Annotated in this window: 20 protein-coding genes; 10 read left to right on the top strand and 10 right to left on the bottom strand. The window is 69.6% G+C overall.

Translation table 11 applies throughout. The annotated features are described in order from the left end of the window. Nucleotides 1-145 precede the first annotated feature (145 nt). The 4 genes from ACIOTO_RS16555 (at nt 146) to ACIOTO_RS16540 (ending at nt 5,727) form a co-directional block, all read left to right on the top strand. Nucleotides 146-766, top strand: coding sequence for a PadR family transcriptional regulator (locus ACIOTO_RS16555; protein WP_029261958.1), 621 nt, complete (start codon nt 146-148; stop codon nt 764-766). Next, nucleotides 763-1,488 (top strand): ABC transporter ATP-binding protein, encoded by a 726-nt coding sequence (locus ACIOTO_RS16550; protein WP_029261959.1) that lies wholly within the window; start codon nt 763-765, stop codon nt 1,486-1,488. Before ACIOTO_RS16555 ends, ACIOTO_RS16550 begins: the two co-directional genes overlap by 4 nt. Next, nucleotides 1,485-4,325, top strand: coding sequence for an FtsX-like permease family protein (locus ACIOTO_RS16545; protein ID WP_400858633.1), 2,841 nt, complete (start codon nt 1,485-1,487; stop codon nt 4,323-4,325). The genes ACIOTO_RS16550 and ACIOTO_RS16545 overlap by 4 nt, the downstream gene beginning before the upstream one ends. A gap of 76 nt (nt 4,326-4,401) precedes the next feature. After that, on the top strand, nt 4,402-5,727 hold the full coding sequence (locus ACIOTO_RS16540) for a hypothetical protein (protein ID WP_400858632.1): 1,326 nt from the start codon (nt 4,402-4,404) through the stop codon (nt 5,725-5,727). 71 nt (nt 5,728-5,798) lie between these two features. Here the strand turns inward: ACIOTO_RS16540 and hpf are convergent, their stop codons facing one another. The 5 genes from hpf to mtrA form a co-directional block, all read right to left on the bottom strand. After that, entirely contained in the window at nt 5,799-6,455 is a 657-nt protein-coding gene (hpf, locus tag ACIOTO_RS16535) for a ribosome hibernation-promoting factor, HPF/YfiA family (RefSeq protein ID WP_029261962.1), read from the bottom strand. Nucleotides 6,456-6,590: 135 nt separating this feature from the next. Continuing rightward, nucleotides 6,591-7,235 (bottom strand): ComF family protein, encoded by a 645-nt coding sequence (locus ACIOTO_RS16530; RefSeq protein ID WP_400858631.1) that lies wholly within the window; start codon nt 7,233-7,235, stop codon nt 6,591-6,593. A gap of 91 nt (nt 7,236-7,326) precedes the next feature. Then, entirely contained in the window at nt 7,327-9,045 is a 1,719-nt protein-coding gene (locus ACIOTO_RS16525; RefSeq protein ID WP_400858630.1) for a GerMN domain-containing protein, read from the bottom strand. Further along, nucleotides 9,042-10,724 (bottom strand): MtrAB system histidine kinase MtrB, encoded by a 1,683-nt coding sequence (gene mtrB / locus ACIOTO_RS16520; protein WP_400858629.1) that lies wholly within the window; start codon nt 10,722-10,724, stop codon nt 9,042-9,044. The genes ACIOTO_RS16525 and mtrB overlap by 4 nt, the downstream gene beginning before the upstream one ends. Nucleotides 10,725-10,731: 7 nt before the next feature. Next, a complete protein-coding gene (gene mtrA / locus ACIOTO_RS16515) occupies nt 10,732-11,412 on the bottom strand; it encodes an MtrAB system response regulator MtrA (protein ID WP_029261966.1) in 681 nt (226 codons plus the stop codon). Between the two features lie 94 nt (nt 11,413-11,506). Between mtrA and ACIOTO_RS16510 the strand changes: the two genes are divergently transcribed. From ACIOTO_RS16510 to ACIOTO_RS16490, 5 genes are read left to right on the top strand one after another with little or no spacing between them, the layout of a single operon-like run. After that, entirely contained in the window at nt 11,507-12,895 is a 1,389-nt protein-coding gene (locus tag ACIOTO_RS16510) for a hypothetical protein (RefSeq protein ID WP_400858628.1), read from the top strand. After that, nucleotides 12,892-13,533, top strand: coding sequence for a DUF4129 domain-containing protein (locus ACIOTO_RS16505; protein ID WP_400858627.1), 642 nt, complete (start codon nt 12,892-12,894; stop codon nt 13,531-13,533). The genes ACIOTO_RS16510 and ACIOTO_RS16505 overlap by 4 nt, the downstream gene beginning before the upstream one ends. Next, a complete protein-coding gene (locus tag ACIOTO_RS16500; protein ID WP_400858626.1) occupies nt 13,530-14,735 on the top strand; it encodes a DUF4350 domain-containing protein in 1,206 nt (401 codons plus the stop codon). The genes ACIOTO_RS16505 and ACIOTO_RS16500 overlap by 4 nt, the downstream gene beginning before the upstream one ends. Nucleotides 14,736-14,779: 44 nt before the next feature. Further along, a complete protein-coding gene (locus ACIOTO_RS16495; RefSeq protein ID WP_231481667.1) occupies nt 14,780-15,703 on the top strand; it encodes a MoxR family ATPase in 924 nt (307 codons plus the stop codon). Continuing rightward, nucleotides 15,704-17,011 (top strand): DUF58 domain-containing protein, encoded by a 1,308-nt coding sequence (locus ACIOTO_RS16490; protein WP_400858625.1) that lies wholly within the window; start codon nt 15,704-15,706, stop codon nt 17,009-17,011. A gap of 27 nt (nt 17,012-17,038) precedes the next feature. On the opposite strand, the gene ACIOTO_RS16485 is transcribed toward ACIOTO_RS16490, so the two are convergent. Next, nucleotides 17,039-18,031: a stage II sporulation protein M gene (locus ACIOTO_RS16485; protein WP_167635328.1), complete on the bottom strand. Its 993-nt coding sequence runs from the start codon at nt 18,029-18,031 to the stop codon at nt 17,039-17,041. Nucleotides 18,032-18,047: 16 nt separating this feature from the next. On the opposite strand from ACIOTO_RS16485, the gene ACIOTO_RS16480 reads away from it, so the two are divergent. Continuing rightward, nucleotides 18,048-18,857 (top strand): RDD family protein, encoded by an 810-nt coding sequence (locus ACIOTO_RS16480; RefSeq protein ID WP_400858624.1) that lies wholly within the window; start codon nt 18,048-18,050, stop codon nt 18,855-18,857. 33 nt (nt 18,858-18,890) lie between these two features. Here the strand turns inward: ACIOTO_RS16480 and ahcY are convergent, their stop codons facing one another. Genes ahcY through ACIOTO_RS16460 form a run of 4 tightly spaced genes read right to left on the bottom strand, consistent with a single transcriptional unit; the run spans nt 18,891 to nt 23,316 of the window. Further along, complete coding sequence (gene ahcY, locus ACIOTO_RS16475) at nt 18,891-20,336, bottom strand: adenosylhomocysteinase (protein ID WP_400858623.1); 1,446 nt, start codon at nt 20,334-20,336, stop codon at nt 18,891-18,893. 42 nt (nt 20,337-20,378) lie between these two features. Continuing rightward, the gene (locus ACIOTO_RS16470; RefSeq protein WP_400858622.1) at nt 20,379-21,593 is read right to left on the bottom strand and encodes an ABC transporter permease; all 1,215 of its coding nucleotides are present in this window, start codon (nt 21,591-21,593) and stop codon (nt 20,379-20,381) included. Further along, nucleotides 21,590-22,393, bottom strand: a complete 804-nt coding sequence (locus ACIOTO_RS16465; RefSeq protein WP_105710315.1) for an ABC transporter ATP-binding protein — start codon at nt 22,391-22,393, stop codon at nt 21,590-21,592. The genes ACIOTO_RS16470 and ACIOTO_RS16465 overlap by 4 nt, the downstream gene beginning before the upstream one ends. After that, on the bottom strand, nt 22,390-23,316 hold the full coding sequence (locus ACIOTO_RS16460) for an efflux RND transporter periplasmic adaptor subunit (protein ID WP_029261977.1): 927 nt from the start codon (nt 23,314-23,316) through the stop codon (nt 22,390-22,392). The genes ACIOTO_RS16465 and ACIOTO_RS16460 overlap by 4 nt, the downstream gene beginning before the upstream one ends. Nucleotides 23,317-23,343: the final 27 nt, after the last annotated feature.

The following is a 23,343-nucleotide window of genomic DNA, read 5'->3' as shown; positions in this document are numbered from 1 at the left end:
GAACCCGACGCCAGGCATGCTTTGCCATGTTACCGGCCTGTGACCTGCACGTCGCCTGCACGAGCCTTCCACGAGAAGATCCGAATAGTTGCCGAGTATGCATATACTCGGTATTGCATTCATCTCGACAACCAGGGAGCCCACCATGTCGGTACGTCAGAGCCTGCTCGCGATCCTCGATCAGGGCCCCTGCTACGGCTATCAGCTGCGGCACGAATTCGACCGTCGCACCGGTTCCACCTGGCCGCTGAACGTCGGACAGATCTACAACACGCTCGAGCGTCTCGAGCGTGACGGCCTCGTCGAGCGCGGGGATGCCGACGAGCAGGGTCATGTGTACTGGCAGATCACGGATGCCGGCTCCGCCGAGGTCGCGCAGTGGCTCTCCTCCCCCGTGGTGCGGACGCAGGCGACGCGGGACGAGCTCGCGATCAAGCTCGCCGTGGCCGCGACGCTGCCCGGAGTCGACGTCGCAGCGGTCATCCAGTCGCAGCGCACGGCGTCGCTGCGACAACTGCAGTCCCTGCAGCGGGCGAAGTACGCCGGCGGTGACGCGGACGGCCCGGAGGAGCTCTCCTGGGCGCTGGTCGTCGATTCGATGATCTTCGCCGCGGAGGCCGAGGTGCGCTGGCTCGACCACACGGAACAGCGTCTCGCGCTGCACCCGCGACAGGCGATGGCGCTCGAACTCGCGACCGAGCGCCCCAAGCGCGGGCGGCCCGCGAAAGCTGGTGCTCCCTTCGCGGATGCGGCTCCCTCACTGTGAGCGCCGAGACGGTCCTGCGACTGGTCGGCGTGACGCAGCAGTACGGGAACGGCGCGACGGCGGTGTCGGCACTCTCGGGTGTCGATCTGGAGGTTCGCCGCGGGGAGCTCGTCGCCGTCATGGGTGCCTCCGGCTCCGGCAAGTCGACTCTGCTCGCCATAGCCGGCGGTCTCGCTCGACCCACCACCGGTGAAGTCGTCATCGAGGGCGCGTTCCTCAGCGAACAGAGCGCCGCGGAGGTCGCCCGCCTGCGTCGACGTTCCCTCGGTTTCGTCTTCCAGGACTTCAATCTGATCCCCACGCTCACCGCCATCGAGAACGTGACACTCCCGCTGGAACTCGACGGCTTCCGCACCCGGGTCGCCCGCCGCGCGGGGAAGGACGCCCTGCAGTCCGTCGGCCTGGCGGACAAGCTCGACTCCTATCCGGACGATCTCTCCGGAGGTCAGCAGCAGCGCGTCGCGATCGCTCGCGCCGTGGTCGGCGGACGACGACTCATCCTCGCCGACGAGCCGACGGGCGCATTGGATTCCGTCACCGGCGAACTGGTGCTCCGGATGCTCCGCGGACGAGTGGATGCGGGTGCGGCGGGCATCCTCGTCACGCACGAGGCGCGCCATGCGGCATTCGCCGACCGGATCGTGTTTCTCCGGGACGGGAGGATCGTCGACGAGACCCGGCGCGACGACGCCGAGGTGCTGCTGAGCGGGACGGGCCGATGACCGCGACCGTCGACCGACCGGAGACGAGGACGTCCGACCGTCCCTCCTCGTCCGTCCGACGGCCGGGAAGACGCGCCCGCTGGCGCGTCGCCGCCCGGCTTGCGCACCGGCAGCTGCGACGCACCCTGCTGTCGAGCGCCCTCATCGGCACGCTCGTCCTGCTCCCGATCGCAGCCATGACCGCCTACGCGGTCATAGGGGCGAGCATGATCGGCACCCCGCAGGAACGCGTGACCGCGGAACTGGGACAGATGGAGGCATGGGTCTCGGTGGGCGGTATACCGGACAGCGGATTCTGGCAGTCCCCCATCGACCCCACGTGGACGGGATATCCCGACAACTCCGGCAATACCCCCGAGGGGACGCCGATCGCCGATCCGACCGCTGCGCTGCCGTCCGGCACCGAGGCGATCCGGGTCGTCGAGTCCACCGTGCGTGTGCAGACTCCCGACGGCGTCACCGGGATGCCCGCGTGGGGAGGCGAGGTCTGGGATGAGCGCTTCGAGGGACGGTACGAGATTCTCGACGGGGCGACCCCGCGGTCCGGCCGCGAGATCATGGCGACCCCGGCCGCACTCGAGCGGCTCGGGATCGCGATCGGTGACGAGGTCGTCGTCACCGACGGCGACCGCAGCTACACCGTCGTCGGAACCCTGGACTCGGCGGTCCTCTCCGATGCGACCTCCGCGCTCTTCCTGCCGGCGAGCGCCGGACTCTCGGGCGACGCCCGCTGGTATCTCCCCGACCTGTCGCTCAACTGGCCGGAGGTCGAGAAGCTGAACGAAGACGGTGTGGTCGCCTACTCGCGGTCGGTGATCCAGGAGCCGCCGGTCCTCTCGGACAAGACGAGGGGCGGGTGGTCCGGAGCAGACGACGGCGCCCTGTGGACGGTGCTCATCGTACTCATCGCCGGCGGGCTCTTCGCCGCGTACGTCGTCGTGATGCTGGCGGGCGCCGCCTTCGCGGTCGCCGCACGCCGCCAGCAGCGGTCTCTCGCCGTCGCCGCGAGCGTGGGAGCCGCGCCGGCCGACCTCCGCCGGGTCATCCTGCTCCAGGGCACGGCCCTGGGCCTCATCTCCGGCATTCTCGGTCTCGCCCTCGGCGTCGGGGCGGCCGCGGTGACGATGGCACTCCTCGCCGACGGATCGGCCACCCAGTTCTGGGGCTTCCACGTGCCGTGGCTGATCCTGGCGGGGATCCTGACCTTCTCGGTGCTGGTGGGAACCGCATCCGCAGTGCTTCCCGCACGCACGGTCGCCCGCACCGACACCCTCAGTGCGCTGCGCGGCGCGCGTCGTCCGCAGAGACCCCGTGCGTCGCGACCGATCTGGGGATCGATCCTGCTGATCCTCGGCGTCGCGCTCACGATCGGCAGCGCGTTCGCGATCCTCGCCATCGAGGTCACGGATCTGCCGTGGGACTCGCCGCTGCGGGCTATTCCTCCGTTCGGCATCGTCATCGGGCCGATCCTCGTGCAGATCGGCATCCTGCTCTCCGGTCGCTGGCTGCTGTGGATCACCGCCAAAGCGCTCTCGCCCGTCAGCGTCGCCGCTCGCATCGCCGCCCGCGACGCCGCGGCGAACTCCTCACGCACGGTTCCCGCTTTCGCTGCGATCGCCGCGACCGTCTTCGTCGCGGTCTTCGCCATGAGCCAGACCTCCATGCAGAACGCGTGGACCGCGCGGGATTGGGCCTACCAGGCTCCGGTCGGCACCCTCGCCATCGCGATCCAGCCGACCGGAGAGGAGTCGACCGTCGACTCCTCCGTCGCTTCCGAGGCGACCGACGCGGGAATCGCGCTCGCGGACAGCGTGGGGGCGTCTGGCACGGCCGTGATCGCCCGCCAGCCCGAGGTGTGGGGCTACGCGAACTCCCTCGACATCCCCGCGGACGAGACGAGGGTCATCGCCGTGATGCCGGACCGTCATCTTTTCGACCCGGAGGTCGAGAACTCGTTCACGGCGAACGGACAGAACCGACCGAACCCGATCGCGGTGCTCTCGGTGGACGAGCTCGATGAGGCCCTCGGCGTCACGGTGAGTTCCGCACAGCGCGCCGCCTACCGAGACGGCGCCGCGATCGTCACCGACCCGCAGTACGTCACCGACGGCACGATCGACGTCGGCGCCTGGAGCGCCCGGGATGTCTACGACGGGAAGGCACCCGACAACATCTGGACCGCTTGGGGAGACGCACCGCCACGCAGCGAGCCGCTCTGGGCGCGGAAGGTCGACGCCATCGCACTCGAACTCCCCCACCAGGCCGTCGCCGTGGCCATCTCCCCCGAGACAGCGGCGGAGTTCGACATGGCGACGCGTCCCACCCTGGTGATCGCCGCATTCGACGCCCCCGTGCCGGTGGAGGTGCGCGACCGCGTGCAGGAGAACGCCGATGCGCTGGGCACAGCCGACTGGATCCTCTCCCCGTACTTCGAGAACGGCCCGCCCGACGACTCGCTGTGGATCGTGCCGATCCTGAGCGCCGTGGGTGTCCTCGTCCTCGGCGCGAGCGGGGTGGCTCTGAGCCTGGCGCGGTTCGAGCGCCGCCCCGACGACGCCACGCTCTCCGCGATCGGCGGCACGAACGGGCTCCGTCGCCGGGTCGGCCTCTGGCAGGGACTCATCATCGCCGGGTTCGGCACTCTCGCGGGTGCGGTGGCCGGGGTGCTCCCCCCGATCGGGTTCGCGATCCAGTCGCGAGGCGTTCTTCTGATCCCCGACATCCCCTGGGGTGTGCTCGCCCTGCTTGCGGTCGCCCTGCCTCTCGCAATCGCCGCGGTCAGCTGGCTCATCCCCCCACGGCGCGCAGAGCTCACGCGACGTACGGCGATCGCCTGACGTGCCCTGAGCGAACAGCGCCTGCCCGGAGCGGATGCTCAGCCACCGCCGGTACGCGAGAAACTAGGATCGACCTATGGCTGGAATTTGGGGCAGACGCAAACGCGAACAGGAAGAACTCGCCGCGCAGGACGCCGATCTCGCACGTCGCGCCGAGCAGGCGCTGGTCGGCGCAGACGAGCGGATTCGCACGACGTCGGACGAGCTCTCCTTCGCCGAGGCCGAGCTGGGTGAATCGCTGACCGCCGACCTGCGCACGGCTCTCACCGCGGTGCGCACCCATCTGCGCGAGGCATTCCAGCTCCACCAGCTGAACCATGACGAGATCCCCGACACGGCCGAGGAGCTGCGCACGCGGAATGCGCGCATCCTGCAGCTCTGCGACTGGGCTCAGGACCTTCTCGACGAGAAGACCTCCGTCCTCGCCGAATCCGTCGCCAAGGTTCGCCGAGCACCCGAGATCATCGCGCAGGTGCGGGCGGATGCCGCCGCGCTCAGCACCCGCATACCCCAGACCAACGAGGCCGTCGCACGCCTCTCGGCTCGCTACGCCGATTCCGCGATGCACCAGATCACCGCCAGCGCCGCCGAGGCCGAGCAGCTCATCCGCTTCGCCACCCACAGCGCCGACATCTCCGAACGCCGTCGCGCAGCCAAACAGAACGAAGAGGCGAATGTCGCCCTCGAGACAGCGACCGAGGCCACCCGGCGCGCATCCGCGCTTCTGGATGCGGTCGAGGACTTCGAGATCGAGGCACTCCGAGCAGAATCCACCCTCGCCGAAGTCGTCGCCGACTCGCGCGGCGACCTCATCGCGGCACGCAACGCCCCGTCGGTGCCGGCCGTCACCGAAGCGGTGGCTGCGCTCCAAGCCGCCCTCGCCGCTCTCACACCGGCCGGTCAGCCCAATGACCCGTTCGCCGAGCTGTCCCAGTTGCGCGACGCCAACTCCGCGCTGGACGAGGCGATCGCCAAGGCCCGGCACCGCGCCGAGAATCCACTCCCCAGCCTCGCCCAGGTGCAGCATGCGATCGACGACGCCGACCGTCAGCTCGGCGTCGCGCGCGGCCTCATCGCCGGCCACCGCGGCTGGATCGGTGCCGACGCCCGCACGCGCCTGGCCGAGGCCGAGCGACTCCGCGTCGATGTCTCCGATCTCCTGCCAGCGGAGGACACGCGCGAAGCCGCCCTGGTGCAGGCCCGTCGGGTCGCGCACCTCGCTTCCGAGGCTCTCCAACTCGCCCAGCGCGACATCGATTCCTCGCGTCCGCGCGATCAGGACTGGGGCGGCGGTGGCGGCTGGGGCGGCGGCCCGCGGCGCGGTGGTGGCGGCGGCGACCTCGCTTCCGGCATCCTCGGCGGACTCGTGATCGGCAGCCTCCTGGACGGCATCTTCGACTGACGACCCGCACCTGCGTCCTCAGACGCAGAACGGCCCGGTCCCGCGAGGGACCGGGCCGTTCTGCGACTCCGTCAGGAAGCGAGCGCCTCAGACGGCGGCGCCTGCGTGCTCAGTGCGATCACGCCGTAGTCCCAGCCCTTGCGTCGGTACACGACGCTCGGGTGGTCGGTGCGGACATCGACGAAGAGGAAGAAGTCGTGTCCGACCAGTTCCATCCGATCGACCGCCTCTTCCACAGTCATCCACTCGGCGTCGAAACTCTTCGTGCGGATGACGACGGGCGAGTAGGTCTCGTCTTCCGGCTGCTGCACCGGCACGTTGCCCGTCGCGACGGCATGAAGAACATCCGCGGATGCCGGCTGGACGTCGATGCCTTCCAGCGATCCGCTGCCCTTCTCGAAGTGGGCGCCGCGCGGGTGCTGTCGGCCATCGACACGCTTCTCCTTCGCACGACGAAGCTGCTCGGACATCTTGTCGATGGCGAGGTCGAGAGCCACGAACTTGTCGCCGTCCGTCGCCTCCGCGCGGACGACCGGTCCCTTGCCCACCAGCGTCAGCTCGACGGTCTCGTCCGGGATGCGGCCGTTGCGATACACGCGGTGGGTGACTTTGACGTCCAACCGTTGCGCCCGTGACGCAAACATCTGGACCTTGGCGATCTTCTCTTCGACAACGGTTCGGAAGCGATCGGTGATACCCACTCCGACGCCAACGATGCTTGTTTCCATTGCTGCCTCCTTGTCCCGGTCCTCCCGGCCAAGGGCGGACCGTGGTCGCCTTGTGTCACCCCACCGTAGTCCGACCGTCGACGGATGTCACGGGGTTGCGACCCTGTGTCGCCGGTGCGTTCTCGATGAGGTTCCTCAGAATCCCGATCGATGCGGCGTGGCGGCGAGCGCGACCGCCACCACGGTGCGATAGTCGGCTGCTCGGAGCGCCCTGGCTGCCTCGTCAAGCGTGGCACCGGTGGTGACGACGTCGTCGACGAGCACGACCTCGGCGCCCCCTCCCCGTCCCCGCGCACGCATCGTGCCGCGAACGTTCTCCTCGCGCTCACGCGCACCCAGGCCACGCTGGTCGGCGGCTGCCGCCACGACCGCGAGCAGCGGCTGCGGCTGTGCGTGTGCACGACGGATCAGCAGCTCGGGCACGCGATAGCCACGGCGGCGGAACGCTCTTCGCGCGGTGGGGACCGGCACGATCCAGGTCATCGGCGTCACGAATGGGGAGAGCACCGTCGCGAGCGCCGTGGCCAGCGGCCGCGCGAGATACGTCTCACCCTCACCCTTGAGCCGGCGGATGCAGCGTGCCGCGACCCCTTCGAACTCGAGCGCGGCGTGCACAGGCAGACCTCCCGGCGTCAGCGAGGATCGCGGGCGCGGTGTCAGGTCGCACCGGCACCGCGGACACAGCAGCGTTCCCGGCTGGTCACAGCCTGCGCACGTCGCCGCCAGCAGGAACGCCGCCAACTCCGTTCCGACACCGAGGAGACGAGAAGATGTCCGCATCCGACGATTCTGGGGCCGCGCCCTCGACCACGCAGACGAAGAAGCCGCTGCCGCCGAGAACCGCGACCAGTCCCCTGGCGTGCAGGAAGAGTCACTCTCCGACGCGCGTGGCGAGCACCGAGACGTCGGACGCCACCTCGCGCCACGCCGACCCCGCATGAGCGAACAGCTGCCCGCCGGCGCCGAGGATGCGAACGCCGGCAGTGGTCCGCGCACCTGCGGCCGAGACGGCGTCGCCCGGAGCGGCCTCCGACGTGCCGGGTCCGCCCACCGTCTGGGTGATGAGCCGGGGGCTGACCGGATCCACCAGCACACCCAGCCGATCCGGCCCCAGCCACACCAGACCGGTCGCCGGCTCGTCGATCTGCACCAGCTGCTTGGCATCTCCGAGTTCCACCGGGAGTCCCGCCGAGTCGCGGACGACGGCGGCCACGACGACCCAGCGCTGCTTGCCGACGGTGACCACCGCTGCCACGCGGCTGCCGTCTCCGGCGACGCGCAGGTCCGAGATCGCTGACGCCGTCGGCCACGCATTCCCGATCGCGTGCGCGGCGATATCGCTCCCCCAGGCCTGCAGGGCCGCCGGGTCTCCTTCAGGAACGGTCCAGGTGTAACCGTATGGATCCAGGGACGGTTCGATGAGCCCCGGTGGCGCATCGAACTCGTTGCGGCTTCCATCGCCCACCCGGTACACCCGCCCGTCACCGAGCTGGACGGCCGCGATGGAGTCGTCGAGTGCCACATCGATCGATGCGATGGGCTGCGGCATCGCAGCGATCTCGGTACTGATCCCGGCGATCGGGGAGATCTCGTCCCCCACGATGCGACCGAACGCGCCGTTCTGCAGCACGAGCGTGCCGATCTCCGCCGACGGCTCCACGACGTCGACGACCCCGGCGTCGACGCTACGGCCGTCCACGGTGAACTGCACGCGGGTGACGGCGACCCCCGCGGCCCGGAGAGTGGCCTGCAACTGCGTGCGCATGCGAGAGAGCGTGGTCTCGTCGAGCGCGGTCGCCGGACGGGTGAGGGCGACGTCGGCCACCTGCCCGGTGATGAGGACGGCATCCTGGGCAAGCTGCACGTCGGCAGGGAAGGCGTTCTGCACGGCCGGGTCGAGCCAATCGCTGGGAGCACCGCCGATCAGGGCTTGCGTCACCGTCGTCGCCGGACTCTGCCGCCGCGGGAACCACCGCATGTCGGGTACCAGTCGCGACCAGCTGAGGTCGAAGTACTGGAGCGGATACCCCTCGAAGACGTTCTCGAACCGCGGCTCATCGATCACGATCCCGTCGAGCGCTTCCGTGATGCGCCATTCGCCGTCCTCCATGCGCTGCAGCGTGAACGGCATGGTGGAGGCTCCGAGCGCTTCCGAATAGGTGTTGGCATCGTCGACGCTGGCGACCAGATCGAGCAGGACCTGGACGTCGGCCGAGTCTGCATTCTCGACGTCCGCGGGAGGAACGGTCGAGGTGATGGTCCGCGTGTCCGTTCCGGTGTCGATCGACACCCCCGCCGCCGGCCGCCACGTGCGCTGCAGGTCGGGAGCGAGGAACTCCCGCGCCGTCGCCCAGTTGTCGGACGTCGTGATCCCCGCTTCGAGGAATCCCTCGACGATCTCCTCGGGACCGGCGCCCTTGATCGGCCCGGAGGCCACGGGGAGGAAGTCGACATCCTGCGTGGACTCGCCGAGCTCGAGCCCCACCGAGACCCCACCGCTGGTCGGAAGCCCGGCACAGGCCGAGAGCAGGAGCGCCACGAGGGCCACCGCGCCGCCGCGCAGCGTCCTCGTCCACCTCGTCCGATTCATGATCTGTCACTCTCGTCGAAGAGCTCGGGAGGAGGCTCGGCCAGGGAGATCGGCTGGGTCGCATCCCCGAGTTCGGCGAGGGGCTCCTGCGGTTCGATCGGGACGGGGCTCGGGCCGTCCAGCACACCGTCGTGACGAGGGATGGTGAGGACGAAGTTCGTGCCGACGCCCAGCTCCGACCAGACGGCGAGCGTACCGCCGTGCAGCGTGGCGTCGCCGAGCGCGATGGACAGTCCCAGCCCGGTCCCTCCGATCGTCCGCTGACGAGAGGGATCAGCGCGCCAGAATCGGTCGAACACCCGTTCCGCGTCGTCCGGCTCCATTCCCATCCCGAAGTCCCGCACGCCCGCTGCCACCGCATGCTGGTTGCTGTCGATCGTGATGACGACCGGGCGCCCCTCACCGTGCTCGATGGCGTTGCCGATCAGGTTGCGCAGCACTCGCCGCACGCGCCGCGGGTCCATGTCGACCGGCGAATACCCGCCGGGGGCGACCAGCCTCAGCTCCGTGCCGTGTCCCTCCGCGAGCGGTCGCATCTGATCGATGATGTCCTCCGCCAGATGCGCGAGGCTCGTCGCCTCCAACTCGAGCTGCACCGACCCCGCATCGTACCGACTGATCTCCAGCAGGTCGGAGAGCAGTGTCTCGAACCGCTGCACCTGCGTGTGCAGCAGTTCAGCGGTGCGTGCGGTGGTGGGATCGAACTCCTCGCGCTGGTCGTTGAGCATGTCGGCGGCGAGCCGGATCGTGGTGAGCGGAGTGCGGAGCTCGTGCGAGACATCGGAGACGAAGCGCTGCTGCACCATCGACAGCTCGCCGAGCTCCTTGATCTGCGCCTCGATGCTGTCGGCCATCGCGTTGAAGGACCGACCGAGCACGGCGAGTTCGTCCTCGCCGTGCACGTCGATGCGCACTCCGAGCTCGCCCGCAGCGAGACGTGCGCTCGTCTCCGCGGCCTGCACGATCGGGGAGGCCACCGCCCGCAGCACGATCCACGAGATCGCGGCGACGATGGCCACCAGCCCGATCCCGGCGATCCACAGTGTGCGCTGCACGAACACGAGGGTCTGATCGGCATCGCCGAGGTCGTAGGCGAAGTAGATCTCGAAGGGTCCGGCCTCGGGCACCTGCAGCTGCTGCCCCACGACGATGCCGGGGACCGCCGCGCCGTCCTCCACCGGGAGCGCCACCGACTGCCACGCCTGGCGATCGTCGAGCTTGACCACCCGGGCGCGGAGGTTCGGGCTCAACAGGCTCTCGTTCAACCCCGCCTCGAAGCCGTTCAGCCGCGCGGTGTCCGCGCCGGTGTCGATCTTGTAGCCCGCGAGCTGATCGGTACTCGACGTACGGGCCAGCGTGTCCTGGATACCGGCCCAGAGGCTCGAGAGCGCAGCGGGATCATCTCCCACCTCCGCCACGTCGAGGATGCGCTGGGCCTGGTCGACCGCGCGGCGTGCGTCTTCGAGCGCGACCGTCTTGCGCGAGATGAAGAGGTCGTTCTGGATCACGAGAGCCATCGTCACGCAGGTGATGAAGATCGCCAGCGAGGTCGCGAGCAGTGTGATGGATAGAGTGCGGAACCGCAGCGAGCGTCGCCACAGGGTGCCGAGCATCGTCGGCCAGCCGCGCCAGTCGCGCAGGACAGCGACCGTCGTGGTGGTCGCTGTCGTCGCGGCCATCGTGCTCCTAGCCGACGCTCCCGGCACGGTAGCCGACGCCACGCACCGTCATCACGATCTTCGGGTTGTCCGGGTCGAGCTCGACCTTCGCGCGGAGGCGCTGCACGTGCACGTTCACCAGCCGGGTGTCGGCCTTGTAGTGGTACCCCCACACCTGCTCGAGGAGCATCTCGCGGGAGAACACCTGCTGCGGCTTGGAGGCGAGTGCGACCAGCAGCTGGAACTCCAGCGGTGTGAGCGCGATCGGCGCCGTGCCGCGACGCACCTCATGGGCGTCGACATCGACAGTGAGGTCCCCCACCCGCAGTTGCTCGCTGGTGGTCTGCGGCGTCGGACGCAGTCGGGTGCGAATCCGGGCGACGAGCTCCTTCGGGTTGAAGGGCTTGACCATGTAGTCGTCGGCGCCCACCTCGAGTCCGCGGACGACGTCCGCGGTGTCGCTGCGCGCCGTGAGCATGATGATCGGCACGCCTGATTCCGCGCGTATGCGGGTGCAGATCTCGATCCCGTCCATCCCGGGCAGCATGAGGTCGAGCAGCACGAGATCGGGCCGCTGCGAGCGCCACTCGTCGACGGCTCGCGCGCCGTCTGCGCAGAACACCGGCTCGAATCCCTCGGTGCGCAGCACGATGCCGATCATCTCGGCGAGCGCTGTGTCATCGTCGACCACGAGAATGCGTGAGGTCATAACTGTTACCTTATGGCACCGAGTCCCGCCGACCCCAGGTCTGCGCACCACGTGTGCGGTGTGACACGATGGAGCCACCATGGAGGGAGTGCCTTTGAGTGGCCAGATGTGGACGCCCGCGCCGAAGAAGGGGATCATCCCCCTTCATCCGCTGACGTTCGGGATGCTGCTGGGCAGGGCCTTCGCGGCGCTGCGACACAACCCGAAGGTGCTGTTCGGCTTCGCCGTCGTGATCCAGCTCGTCGCGACCGTCGTCACGGCGTCCGTGATGGGGGTCGTCCTGTTCACGACCTTCTCCCGCCTGGAGACCGTCTCCCCCTCCTCGCCCGACTTCGAGGCCGTGCTGGCCGGGACCATCGGCATCAACCTCATCGCCGGCCTCGGCGTCGGACTGGCCTCGATCGCCTTCACTGCCATGATGCAGGGCGTGGTCGCCGCCGAGATCGGCTACGCCGCCGTCGGGGTCAAAGCGACGCTGCGGATGCTCTGGCGCCGGATGGCGCCGGCTTTCTGGCGTCTCGCCGGTTTCGCGTCGCTTTCGGTGATCGCACTGTTCGGTGTCCTCGCGATCGTCGTGACCATCATCGCCGCGTTCGTGGCCGGTGGTGCGGGGGGAAGCGTCGAGCTCATCGGGGTCGTCGTCCTCGTCGTGGTCCTCATCGGACTCGCCGCGATTCCGCTGTCCGTCTGGCTGACGACGAAGCTGCTACTGGTGCCGTCGATCCTCGTCCTCGAGCGCGCACGGTTCCGCGACGCCTTCGTGCGCTCCTGGCGACTCACCCGGGGCCGTTTCTGGGTCGCCTTCGGGGTCACCTTCCTCATCAGCGCCATCATGGGCGTCGCGGCGCAGGTGGTGAGCATCCCGGCCACGCTGCTGAGCAGCCTTCTCGGGTCGGTCATCGCGCCGACGGGCGCCGAAGATCCGAGCGCCATCGTCGGTTTCGTCCTCGCCTTCCTCGCACCCCAGATCCTGCTCCTCGTCATCCAGGCGATCACCCTCGTCGTGCAGAGCACCGGTTCGGCGCTCGTCTACCTCGACTGCCGGATGCGGTACGAGGGGCTGGACCAGACGCTCATCGCTTATGTCGAGCACCGTGATCTCGGGAGGGCGGACGAGGAGCTGGGCGACCCGTTCATCGTCGATCCCGCGCGAGCCGTCAGCTCGGCGCCTCCGCCCCGGCAGGTGCCGGACCACGTGCTGATGGCACAGGGCGCCTACCCGCAGCCATACCCGGGACAGTCGTATCCGCAGCAACCGCAGGCATACGCACCGCAGCCGCAGCCGTACCCCGGACAGTCTTACGGGCAGCAGCAGCACGCGCCGCAGCAGAACGGCGTGACGACGACCGCACCCGCGCCGGTCGCGGATGCACCCGGGGCATTCCCTCCGCCGCCGCCCCCTGCGACGCACGTCACGCCTCGCCCGGCGCCCGGCCCCGCTGACGGAGGCTGGGCTGCTCCCGGCAGCGACGACACGGCATGATCTCCCGGTTCGACGACCTGTTCATCCCCGACGGGGATGAGGCACGCCGATGGGCGGAAGACGAGCTCGCCAACCCGCGGTATGCGGATGCGAAGCCCACGTGGTTCGATCTGGTCGCGCGGGACATCGGCCGCTTCCTCGCCGATCTGTTCAGCTCGGACAACGGGGCGAACATCGGCCCGTCCGCCCTCATCATCGTGACGGTCGTCATCGTGGCGGCTCTCATCGCGGCCCTCGTCATCTGGGGTCGGCCGCGCAGCTCCCGTGCCGTGCGACGTGCACGGGGCGACCTCCTCGGCGAGTCCGATGACCGCACCGCAGCGCAGCTCCGGTCCGATTCCGAGCGCAGTGCCCGTGCCGGCGACTGGAACACGGCGACGATCCTCCGCTACCGCGCGATCGCGCGCAGCCTGCTGGAACGCGATCTGATCGACCCCGCTCCCGGTGCCACCGCGCAGTCGATAGCCCGCGACGCCGGCGCCGTCTTCGCCGACGAGGCCCCGGCCCTGCGCCGCGCCGCCGTGGCGTTCGACGAAGTCCGCTACCTCGGCCGCCCGGCGACGGAAGAGATCTATCAGGACCTCGCGGCAACCGACGAGCGTCTCCGCACCCGTCGGCTCGAGGCGGTGCCCGCATGACCGCAACCGAGCAGAGCGGTGTCCCGGCGACGGCCGAGCGCCGACCGCGCAGGACGAAGTCCATCGTCGGCTGGCTGATCCTCGTCGTCCTCGTCGTGCTCGTCGTCTTTGTCGCCATCCGCGTCAGTGCTGCACCGCCGGGCGAACACGGAGCTCTCGATCCCGAAGGGCGTGATGACTCCGGCGCCCTCGCCCTCGCGGAGATCCTGCGTGACCAGGGGGTCGAGGTCGACATCCACCGATCACGGGCGGAGGCACGTGCCGCCGTCGACGAGGGAACCACGCTGGTGATGGCGAACCCGTACACGCTGACCGATGGTGCCCTGGAGACGCTGATGGAACCGGCGGATCGCGTCGTCTTCCTCTCGACGAGCTCGCACCTGCTGAGCGCACTGCGCATCGGCGAGAACGCCCCGGGCACACGCGCGGCCGTGACGGCAGGATGCGATGTCCCGGAGTTCGCCGAGGTCGGCACGATCCGGGCCGATCGACTCTTCGCTCCCGCCGCGGAGGTCGAGGGGTGCTTCGGCGATGCCGACGGCGCCGCCGTGCTCATCGACGACCGCGGCGGTGACCGCGTCGCCGTCGTCGAGGGCACCAGGCTCTTCAGCAACGCGTACCTGGCGGAGAACGGCAACGCCGCCCTGGCGCTCGCGCTGCTCGGGCAGACCGAGCGGGTCGTCTGGTATGCCCCGAGCTTCAGTGACTCTGACATCGAGGGCAAGTCGGTCGACACGCTGGGGAGCCTCACACCGCCCTGGGTCACTCCGGCGATCCTCCTGCTGCTGCTCGCCGGGGTCGCCGCGTCGATCTGGCGCGGTCAGCGTTTCGGGCCCCTGGTCGCCGAGACCTTGCCGGTGACGGTGCGCGCGTCCGAGACGATGCACGGTCGTGCACGTCTCACGGCCAGAGCCGCCGACGCCGCACACGCGGCCGAGGCCCTTCGCGACGGCGCGCAGCGGCGCCTCGCCCGCCGACTGGGCCTGGCCGTGCATGCCGGCGCAGACGAGGTCGCCGACGCCGCGTCCGACCGGCTCCGGATCCCTCGGGGAACACTGCAGACGCTGCTGGCGGGACCTCTTCCCACCGACGACGCCGCCCTGGTCGACCTCGCTCGGCGTCTCGATGAGCTCGAGGCGGCCGTGGAGACCAGCACCCGCCGACCGACCATCCATCCCACAGAAGCCGAGGGAACCACGTGACCGTTGAGAACCACTCCACCGACGACGCCGCGCTTCGTCAGGCCATGCACCGGGTGCGCACCGAGGTCGATAAGGCGGTCATCGGCCAGGCCGGCACCGTCACCGGCCTCCTCGTCTCGCTGCTCGCACGCGGCCATGTGCTCCTGGAAGGAGTGCCCGGCGTCGCCAAGACTCTGGTGGTCCGGTCGTTCGCCCGCGCACTCGGGCTCGACACGAAACGCGTGCAGTTCACGCCGGACCTGATGCCGGGCGACGTCACGGGTTCCCTCGTGTACGACGCACGAACGGGCGAGTTCGACTTCCGTGCCGGCCCGGTCTTCACGAACATCCTGCTCGCAGACGAGATCAACCGGACGCCGCCGAAGACGCAGGCCGCGCTCCTCGAGGCGATGGAAGAGCGCCAGGTATCGGCCGACGGCGTCAGCCGCTCGCTGCCCGACCCCTTCCTCGTCGCCGCGACGCAGAACCCGATCGAACACGAGGGCACGTACTCACTGCCGGAAGCGCAGTTGGATCGCTTCCTGATGAAGCTCGTCGTCGGCATGCCGGAACGCGATGCCGAGGTGTCGGTGCTCCGCCGGCACGCCGAGGGCTTCTCCCCGCGTGAGCTGACCGGCGTCGAGGCCGTGGTCTCTGCAGACGAGATCCGCGCGGCGCAGCAGGCAGCCGCCTCGGTGGACGTCACCGACGACGTGCTCGGCTACGTCGTCGATCTGGCGCGAGCGACGAGGCAGTCCCCCTCCGTGGAACTCGGTGCCAGCCCGCGTGCGTCGACCGGCCTCCTCGCCGCGGCCAAGGCCTGGGCGTGGTTGAACGCCTCCACCGCGGTGACCCCCGATCATGTGCAGACGATGCTGGTGCCCGTATGGCGGCACCGGCTCCAGCTGCGGCCCGACGCGCAGATGGAGGGCGTCTCCGCGGACGCGGTGCTCACCTCGGTGGTGCAGCAGACCAGGGTTCCGATCTAGGTGTTCATCACCGGTCGTCTCGCCGTCGCTCTCGCCGTCGGCGTCGTCCCGCTGGTCCTCGCCGGGCTCGCGGGCTACCCGGCGTACGCGGTGCTGGGCGCCTGGATCGGCCTGTGCATCCTGCTGGCCGTCGTCGACATCGCCCTCGCCGCCAGCGCCCGATCGGTGACGGTGAGCCGCCGGGTTCCGAAGCGCGCCCGACTCGGCGAACAGGTCCCGGTGAGTGTCGCCGTGCACAACCACGGCACCAGGGCGCTGCACGCGGTGCTCCGTGACGCCTGGCAGCCCACGGCCGGTGCGCCCGCGGAGAGACAGCAGCTGCAGGTCTCCCCGGGCGAGCGAGGCCGCGTAGCCATCCCCCTCACCCCCCGCCGACGCGGCGAACTGGTGAGCGAGTTCGTGATGATCCGCTCCCGCGGGCCCCTCGGCCTCGCCGGTCGGCAGGCACGGCATCCGGTCCGCGGCGCGATCCGGGTGCTTCCCGCCTTCACCTCGCGAAAGCACCTGCCCTCGCGCCTGGCGCGACTGCGCGAGCTGGACGGCAACACGAGCATCCAGGTCCGCGGCCAAGGCACCGAGTTCGACTCGTTGCGGGAGTATGTCCGCGGCGACGACGTGCGTTCGATCGACTGGCGCGCGACCGCCCGCGCCGGCACCACGATGCTGCGCACCTGGCGCCCCGAGCGCGACCGGCATGTCGTCATCATCATCGACACCGGTCGCACAGCGGCCGCGCGCGTGGGCGACGGCACCCGCGTCGATGCCGCTCTCGAAGCGGCGCTGCTGCTGGCTGCGCTCGCTTCTCGCGCGGGTGACCACGTGCATCTGCTGATGTACGACCGCGTGGTGCGCGGCCGGGTCACCGGCGTGGACGGCGCGGCACTCCTGCCGGCGATGAGCGACGCCATGGCGCCCGTGGACGCGCGCCTGGTGGACACGGACTGGCACGGTGCCTTCGCCGCCGTGCGCACACTCACCACCCGGCCTTCCCTGATCGTCGTGCTGACCGCGCAGGACGCCGCCGAATCCGCTCGCGGGTTCCTGGGCGCCTTCCCGAACGCGTCTCGTGCGACCACCGTGCTCGTCGGATCGGTCACCGATGACGGCATCGCTGCGCTCGCGCGCGAACGCGGTTCTCGCGAAGAGGTCTATCTCGCTGCCGCGGCGGAGCGCACGCTTCGTGACGCCGAGAACGTCGCGGATGCGATCCGCAGAGCCGGTGGGGAGGCGATCGCCGCCGACCCGGAGGAGCTTCCGCCCCGCATCGCCGACCGCTACCTGGAACTGAAGGCGGCCGGCCGGCTCTGACCGCTGCCGTCTGCGGGCCTTCCGCAGTCAGCCGGCGATGAGGCGCGGCGTCCCGGCTTCGTACTCGACGAGGTCGCCCGTCTCGCCCCGTCGATGCGCGCGGCCGCCGATGACGAGCATGTAGATGAGGAACACGCCCAGCGCGGCGGCGCCGATGCCGATCTTGATCGGCCACGGCAAGCCCCAGCCGGTGACGAAACCCTCGACGAGACCGGCGAGGAAAAGTGCGAACACGAGCCCGAGAGCGACCGTCGCAAGTGAGCGCCCCTCTTCGGCCAGCGCTTCCCCACGGGTACGGTGCCCCGGAGCCACCCAGGCCCAGAACACGTGCAGACCGGCAGCCGCTGCGACGAAGATGCAGGTCATCTCGAGCATGCCGTGCGGAAGGATGTAGAGCACCATCAGGTCGGCCTTGTCGTGCGCGGCCATCACCGCGCCGGACGTTCCGAGGCCTATGGCGTTCTGCATGAGCATGTACACCGGCCAGATCCCCGTGACGCCGAAGAGCACGCACTGCATGGCGATCCAGGCATTGTTCGTCCAGACCATGCCCATGAACTCGGCAGCGGGGTTCTCGGTGTAGTAACCGGTGAAACTCTCGTCGGCATACTGTTCGAGCAGGTCGGGCGGCCCGAGCGTCGCGATGAGGGCAGGATCGCTCGCGATCCACGCCGCTGTGCCGACCGCGACGGCGATGAAGGCGACCGCGATGATCAGCGTCGTCCACCGCAAGCGGTACAGGGCGGCCGGAAGCTGCAGTCGGAAGAACCGGGCGGTCTGGGTCAGGATGCTGTCGGATGCTCCGGTGAGGCGCAGCCGGGCGCGGACCAGGATCGTGGAGAGGTAGGCGCCCTGCGGGGAGTCGCCGACCGACGTCTTCAGCTCGGCGAGATCTGCAGAGGCCGCGCGGTATCGCACGATCAGTTCGTCCACCCCGGCACCGTCGAGCCGGGCTCGGCTGAGTTCCTCGAGCCGTTCCCATTCCGCACGGCGAGCATCGGTCAGCGCATCGGCATCCACCTGATTTACTGTACTCATGTCCGTCCCGATCGACGTCTCCGACGAGGTGCTCTCCGGCGAGGCCGTCGCGATCGACGTGCAGCCGGTCGGCTTCCTGCTCCGCGCGCTGGGTGCCGCGATCGACATGCTCCTCGGATATGCGGTGTTCATCCTCTGGCTCTTCCTGCGCATCTGGCTGCTCGATGCCGGGGTGCTCAGCGATGCCACCGACCGCATCGCCACGGTCGCGGCGATCGTCGTGAGCTTCGTGGTGCTGCCCATCACGATGGAGGTCGCCCTGAAGGGCCGCAGCCTCGGCAAGCTCGCCGTGGGAGGGCGGATCGTCCGCGTGGACGGCGGCGCAGCCGGGTTCCGGCACGCGTTCATCCGGGCGCTCCTCGGCGTCCTGGAGATCTACATGACCTTCGGCGGCATCGCGGTGCTCACCGGCGCCTTCACTGCACGCTCCCAGCGCCTCGGTGACCTGGTCGCCGGCACGTACAGCCAGCGCGTCCGCACACCCGCACTCCCCACTCACGTGCCGGTGCTGCCCCCTGCCCTCGACAGCTGGGCGCAGATCGCCGATGTGGCGCGCATGCCCGACCGGCTCGCGCGCCGGATCTCGCAGTTCCTCGTGAGCGCGCCGCGAATGGTCCCCGCCGCTCGAGCGCGGGTGGCGCACGACCTGCTCGCCGAGGCCACACCCTTCGTCTCCCCGATGCCTTCCGCGCCGCCGGAACAGGTACTGGTGGGCATCACGGTGCTCCGCCGGGAGCGGGAGCGACGCGCGCTGGAGAACGCCGACCATCGAGCCGAGCGACTCACCGGCCGGCGCGTCGGCGTCTGATCCGGCTGGCGGGATGCTCAGTCTCGGGAGCGCTCAGTAGCGGTAGTGCTCGAGCTTGTACGGTCCGTCCACCGGAACGCCGATGTACGCCGCCTGCTCGTCGCTGAGAGTCGTGAGCTGCACTCCCAGTGCGTCGAGGTGGAGGCGTGCGACCTTCTCGTCGAGCGCCTTCGGCAGGACGTACACGCCCGTGGGGTAGGCGGCGATGTTCGTGTAGAGCTCCAGCTGGGCGAGCACCTGGTTGGTGAATGAGGCGCTCATGACGAACGACGGATGCCCCGTGGCGTTGCCGAGGTTCATCAGTCGCCCCTCGCTGAGCACCAGGACGCTGCGTCCGCTCGGCAGACGCCACTCGTGCACCTGCGGCTTGATCTCGATCTTCTCGACGCCCTCGATGGCTTCGAGGCCCGCCATGTCGATCTCGTTGTCGAAGTGGCCGACGTTCGCGACGATCGCGAGGTGCTTCAGCGCCTGGAGGTGCTCGGTCGTGACGACATCGCGGTTGCCGGTGCCGGTCACCACGATGTCGACCTCGCCGGCGACATCGATCAGGCGTGCCACCTGGAAACCGTCCATCGCCGCCTGCAGCGCGCAGATCGGGTCGACCTCGCTGACGATCACCCGGGCGCCCTGTCCGCGGAGCGCCTCGGCTGCGCCCTTGCCCACATCGCCGTACCCGCACACGAAGGCGACCTTGCCACCCATGAGCACGTCGGTGGCGCGGTTCAGCCCATCCGGGAGCGAGTGACGGATACCGTACTTGTTGTCGAACTTGCTCTTGGTCACTGAGTCGTTGACGTTGATGGCAGGGAAGAGCAGTTCCCCGGAGGCGGCGAGCTCATAGAGACGATGCACGCCGGTGGTGGTCTCCTCCGTCACCCCGATGAGTCCGGCCGCGAGCTTCGTCCAGCGGTCGGTCGACGACGCGAGCGACCCGCGCAGCAGATCGAGGATGACCGAGTACTCGTGCGAGTCGGAGTCCGTCGTCGCCGGGACCGCGCCCGCCTTCTCGAACTCGACGCCCTTGTGCACGAGCAGCGTGGCGTCGCCGCCGTCGTCGAGGATGAGGTTCGGACCGTCGAATCCCGTCGATGACCAGTCGAAGATGCGCTCGGTGCACGCCCAGTACTCCTCGAGCGTCTCCCCCTTCCATGCGAAGACCGGCACCCCCGCCGGGGCGTCGACCGAGCCACTCGGGCCGACCACGACGGCGGCAGCCGCCTCATCCTGCGTGGAGAAGATGTTGCAGCTCGCCCACCGCACCTCCGCCCCGAACGCTACGAGCGTCTCGATGAGCACCGCCGTCTGCACGGTCATGTGCAGCGAGCCGGCGATCCTGGCGCCCTTCAGCGGCTGCGCCGCACCGAACTCCTCCCGGAGGGACATCAATCCCGGCATCTCGTTCTCGGCGAGGCGCAGCTGGTGACGGCCGGCTTCGGCGAGGGACAGGTCGGCGACGCGGTACTCGAGCTCAGGCATCCTCACATTCTTCCACCCGACGCCGCCCGCCCGGTGTGTGCGTCAGAAGCGGATCGCGTCGATCACCTTCACCCGCAGTGCGACGAGTGCGGGGATGAAACCCGACACCGCGCCGACGATCACCGAGGCGACGAGTCCGATGAGTGCAGCCCGCATCGGGAACGGCGGCACGTCCTGGATGCCGTAGAACATCGAGGTGACGATCCAGTCCGAGCGCAGCACCGCGACGACGATCGCGATCCCGATCACTCCGGCGACCGTCGTGGCGACGAGACTCTCCAGGAACACGGCGAAGAACACCCGCCCTGAACTGGCGCCGAAAGCACGTCGGACCCCGATCTCACGCACGCGCTGGCGCATCGCGACCAGCTGGATGTTGATCAGGCTCAGGGCCCCGAGCGCGAGGATCAGGGCGGCGATTCCGCCCGTGATCATCTCGAACGTGGCCTGCGCATCCATGGCGCCCGATTGAGCCGCCCAGTCGGTGCGGCTCACCGAGACCGTCTGCCCCTCCGGCAGCCCTGCGCGCAGATCCATCGCGAGCACCGGTCCGATCTTGTCAGCCTGCTGAGCGCCCACCCAGATCTCGTACTGGGTCGTCGCATCCGGCGGCAGGGCGTCCACGCGAGAGCGATACGCATCGTAGAGCAGGTCGACCCGCAGCTCCTCGTCACCGAAGCCCTGCCGCGGGACGATGCCGATCACCTGATAGGTGCCCCCGGCCGGACCATCGAACACGACGGTCGGATGCTGCGTCAGGGGCACGCGTCCCAGACGCTCCCACAGCGCCTCGGTGATGACCACCGGCGGGGCCATGGCCTCCAGATCGGAGTCGAGGAACCAGCGCCCCTCGAGAAGCTGCTCGCGGTGGATCTGCGAGTAGGCGGGATCCATGATGCGCGCGGGGACCGGGGTGACCCCCTCCGGCAGCTGCGCGTCCAGCATGACCCCCTGCGCGATGCGCGCCGTATGGCTGAAACCGAATCGCTCGGAGACTCGGCTGAAGCGGGCGTCGAAGTCATCGGCGTCCACGGGGGTGCCGTCGGCAGTGCTCGCGGCCACGACGATCGTGGCCGCGCGCCCTCCCCAGCGGTCGGACTGCTCCGCCTGGAACTGTCGCTGATACTCCGAGATCGCCACGACCGCGGTGAGCGCTCCGACGGATACAGCGATGCCGATCAGACTGAGCAGCACACGGAGCTTGTGCACCCGGATCTCGGCCCACGCATCGGAGAGCGCGCCGAGGAAGCCGGTCACGACACGACCTCGGATGCGGGCGCCACGGTCACGGGCGGTGCCGGCGCCACGGTCACGGGCGGTGCCGGAGCCGAGGGCACGGAAGCCGCGAGGGTCGAGGCTTCGAACGCGCGACTGAGGTCCGCGGTCTCCAGGCGTCCGGCATCCAGGCGGTAGTGCCGGCGCGCGCGGGCCGCGACGTGGAGGTCGTGCGTGATGGTGACCAGCGCGGCGTCCGTCTCGGTGGCGACCTCGTCGAGGAGCGACATGACGGATGCGCCGGTGTCGATGTCGAGCGCGCCCGTCGGCTCGTCCGCGAGGATCAGCACGGGCCTGCGCACCAGTGCCCTGGCGATCGCGACCCGCTGCTGCTCACCGCCGGAGAGCTTGTCGGCGATCTGCCCGACCCTGTGCCCGAGTCCCACCCGCTCGAGCATGTCCGCGGCGATCTGCCGACGGTTCCAGAACACCTTCCCCTTCGCGTGGCCGAGGGGCATCATCACGTTGTCGAGTGCGGTGCGCCCCGGCAGCAGGTTGAACTGCTGGAAGACGAAGCCGACGTTGTCGCCGCGCAGCCGGTCCAGACGCCCCGACCGCATGCGACGAACCTCCCGTCCCTCGAACGACACCGAGCCCGACGTCGGCGAGTCCAGCATCCCGAGGATGTTGAGCAGCGTCGACTTGCCGGAGCCGGAGCGGCCGACGATCGACACATGGTCACCGGCGCCGACCTCGAGCGTGATGCCGCGGAGGATCTCGAGCCGCGAATCGTCTGCCAGGAGGACGCTCTTGGTGACGTCCTCCAGAGCGACCAGACTCACCAGCTCATCCCGCTGTCGCACTGCTCCACGCCCGGCGAGACCTCGTAGCAGAACTCCTCGACGGGGGCGACGAAGCCCGGCACGAACTGACGGATGCTCTCGCCCTCCTCCAGCCCCTCGGTGACCTCGACGATCGTCCCGTCGTTCACGCCGAGCTTCACCGCGCGCTCCTCGGGTTCTGCCCCGTCGGCCGCATCGACCCACACGTTCCCGGAGCCCGCGCCGCCCTGGACGGCGGTGACCGGGATCACGAGCGCGTCCTCGACCTGGCCGAGGGCCAGGTCCATCGTCGCGGGGAGTCCGGCGAACACGGTCTGACCGGCGGGGATGGCGCAGCGCACGCTCGCGGTGCCCTCTGCCGTCACCTGCACACGGACGCCGGTGCAGGCGAACGGTGCCGGACCACCCGTGATGGTGACCGTGCCCTCGGTCGGCGCGTTGACGAGGCGGTACAGCTGCACAGGGTCGACGGTCGCGAGGAGGTGGTAGCGCGCGGGGGTGAGACTGAAGATCTCGGTGCCCACCGAGGTCGGCTGCCCCTTCACGAGCGCGATCTCGGACACGTCACCGGCCTCGGGCGCGAGCACATCGATGTCCTTGCGGGGATCTTCCTGACGGATGGTGAACAGCTTCTGACCGGCCGACACCGCGGCGCCCTCACTCACGTGGACGGCGGTGACCGTGCCGTCGATCTCGCTGCGAACCGCAAAGATCTCATCGCGCGCGACGTTGCCGGTCAGGCTCAGCGCATTCACGACGGATCCGCGCTCCACCGCCACGATCGGGTCGGTGATCGTCGCTTCCGGGCTGACCATGCTCTCGGCTCGGTCAGGGAAGAAAGCGATCTTGACGAGTGCTGCGGCGCACGCGCCGATGACCACGACGAGAAGCAGGGGGAAGATCCAGCGACGCCAGACGATCACGAGTGCCTTTCCGGCAGCGCCGCCCTG

Source organism: Microbacterium sp. NPDC087592 (genome assembly GCF_044743585.1).
GTDB lineage: Bacteria > Actinomycetota > Actinomycetes > Actinomycetales > Microbacteriaceae > Microbacterium.
Note: the sequence above shows the minus strand (reverse complement) of the source record. Positions and strands in the feature narration are given on the sequence as shown.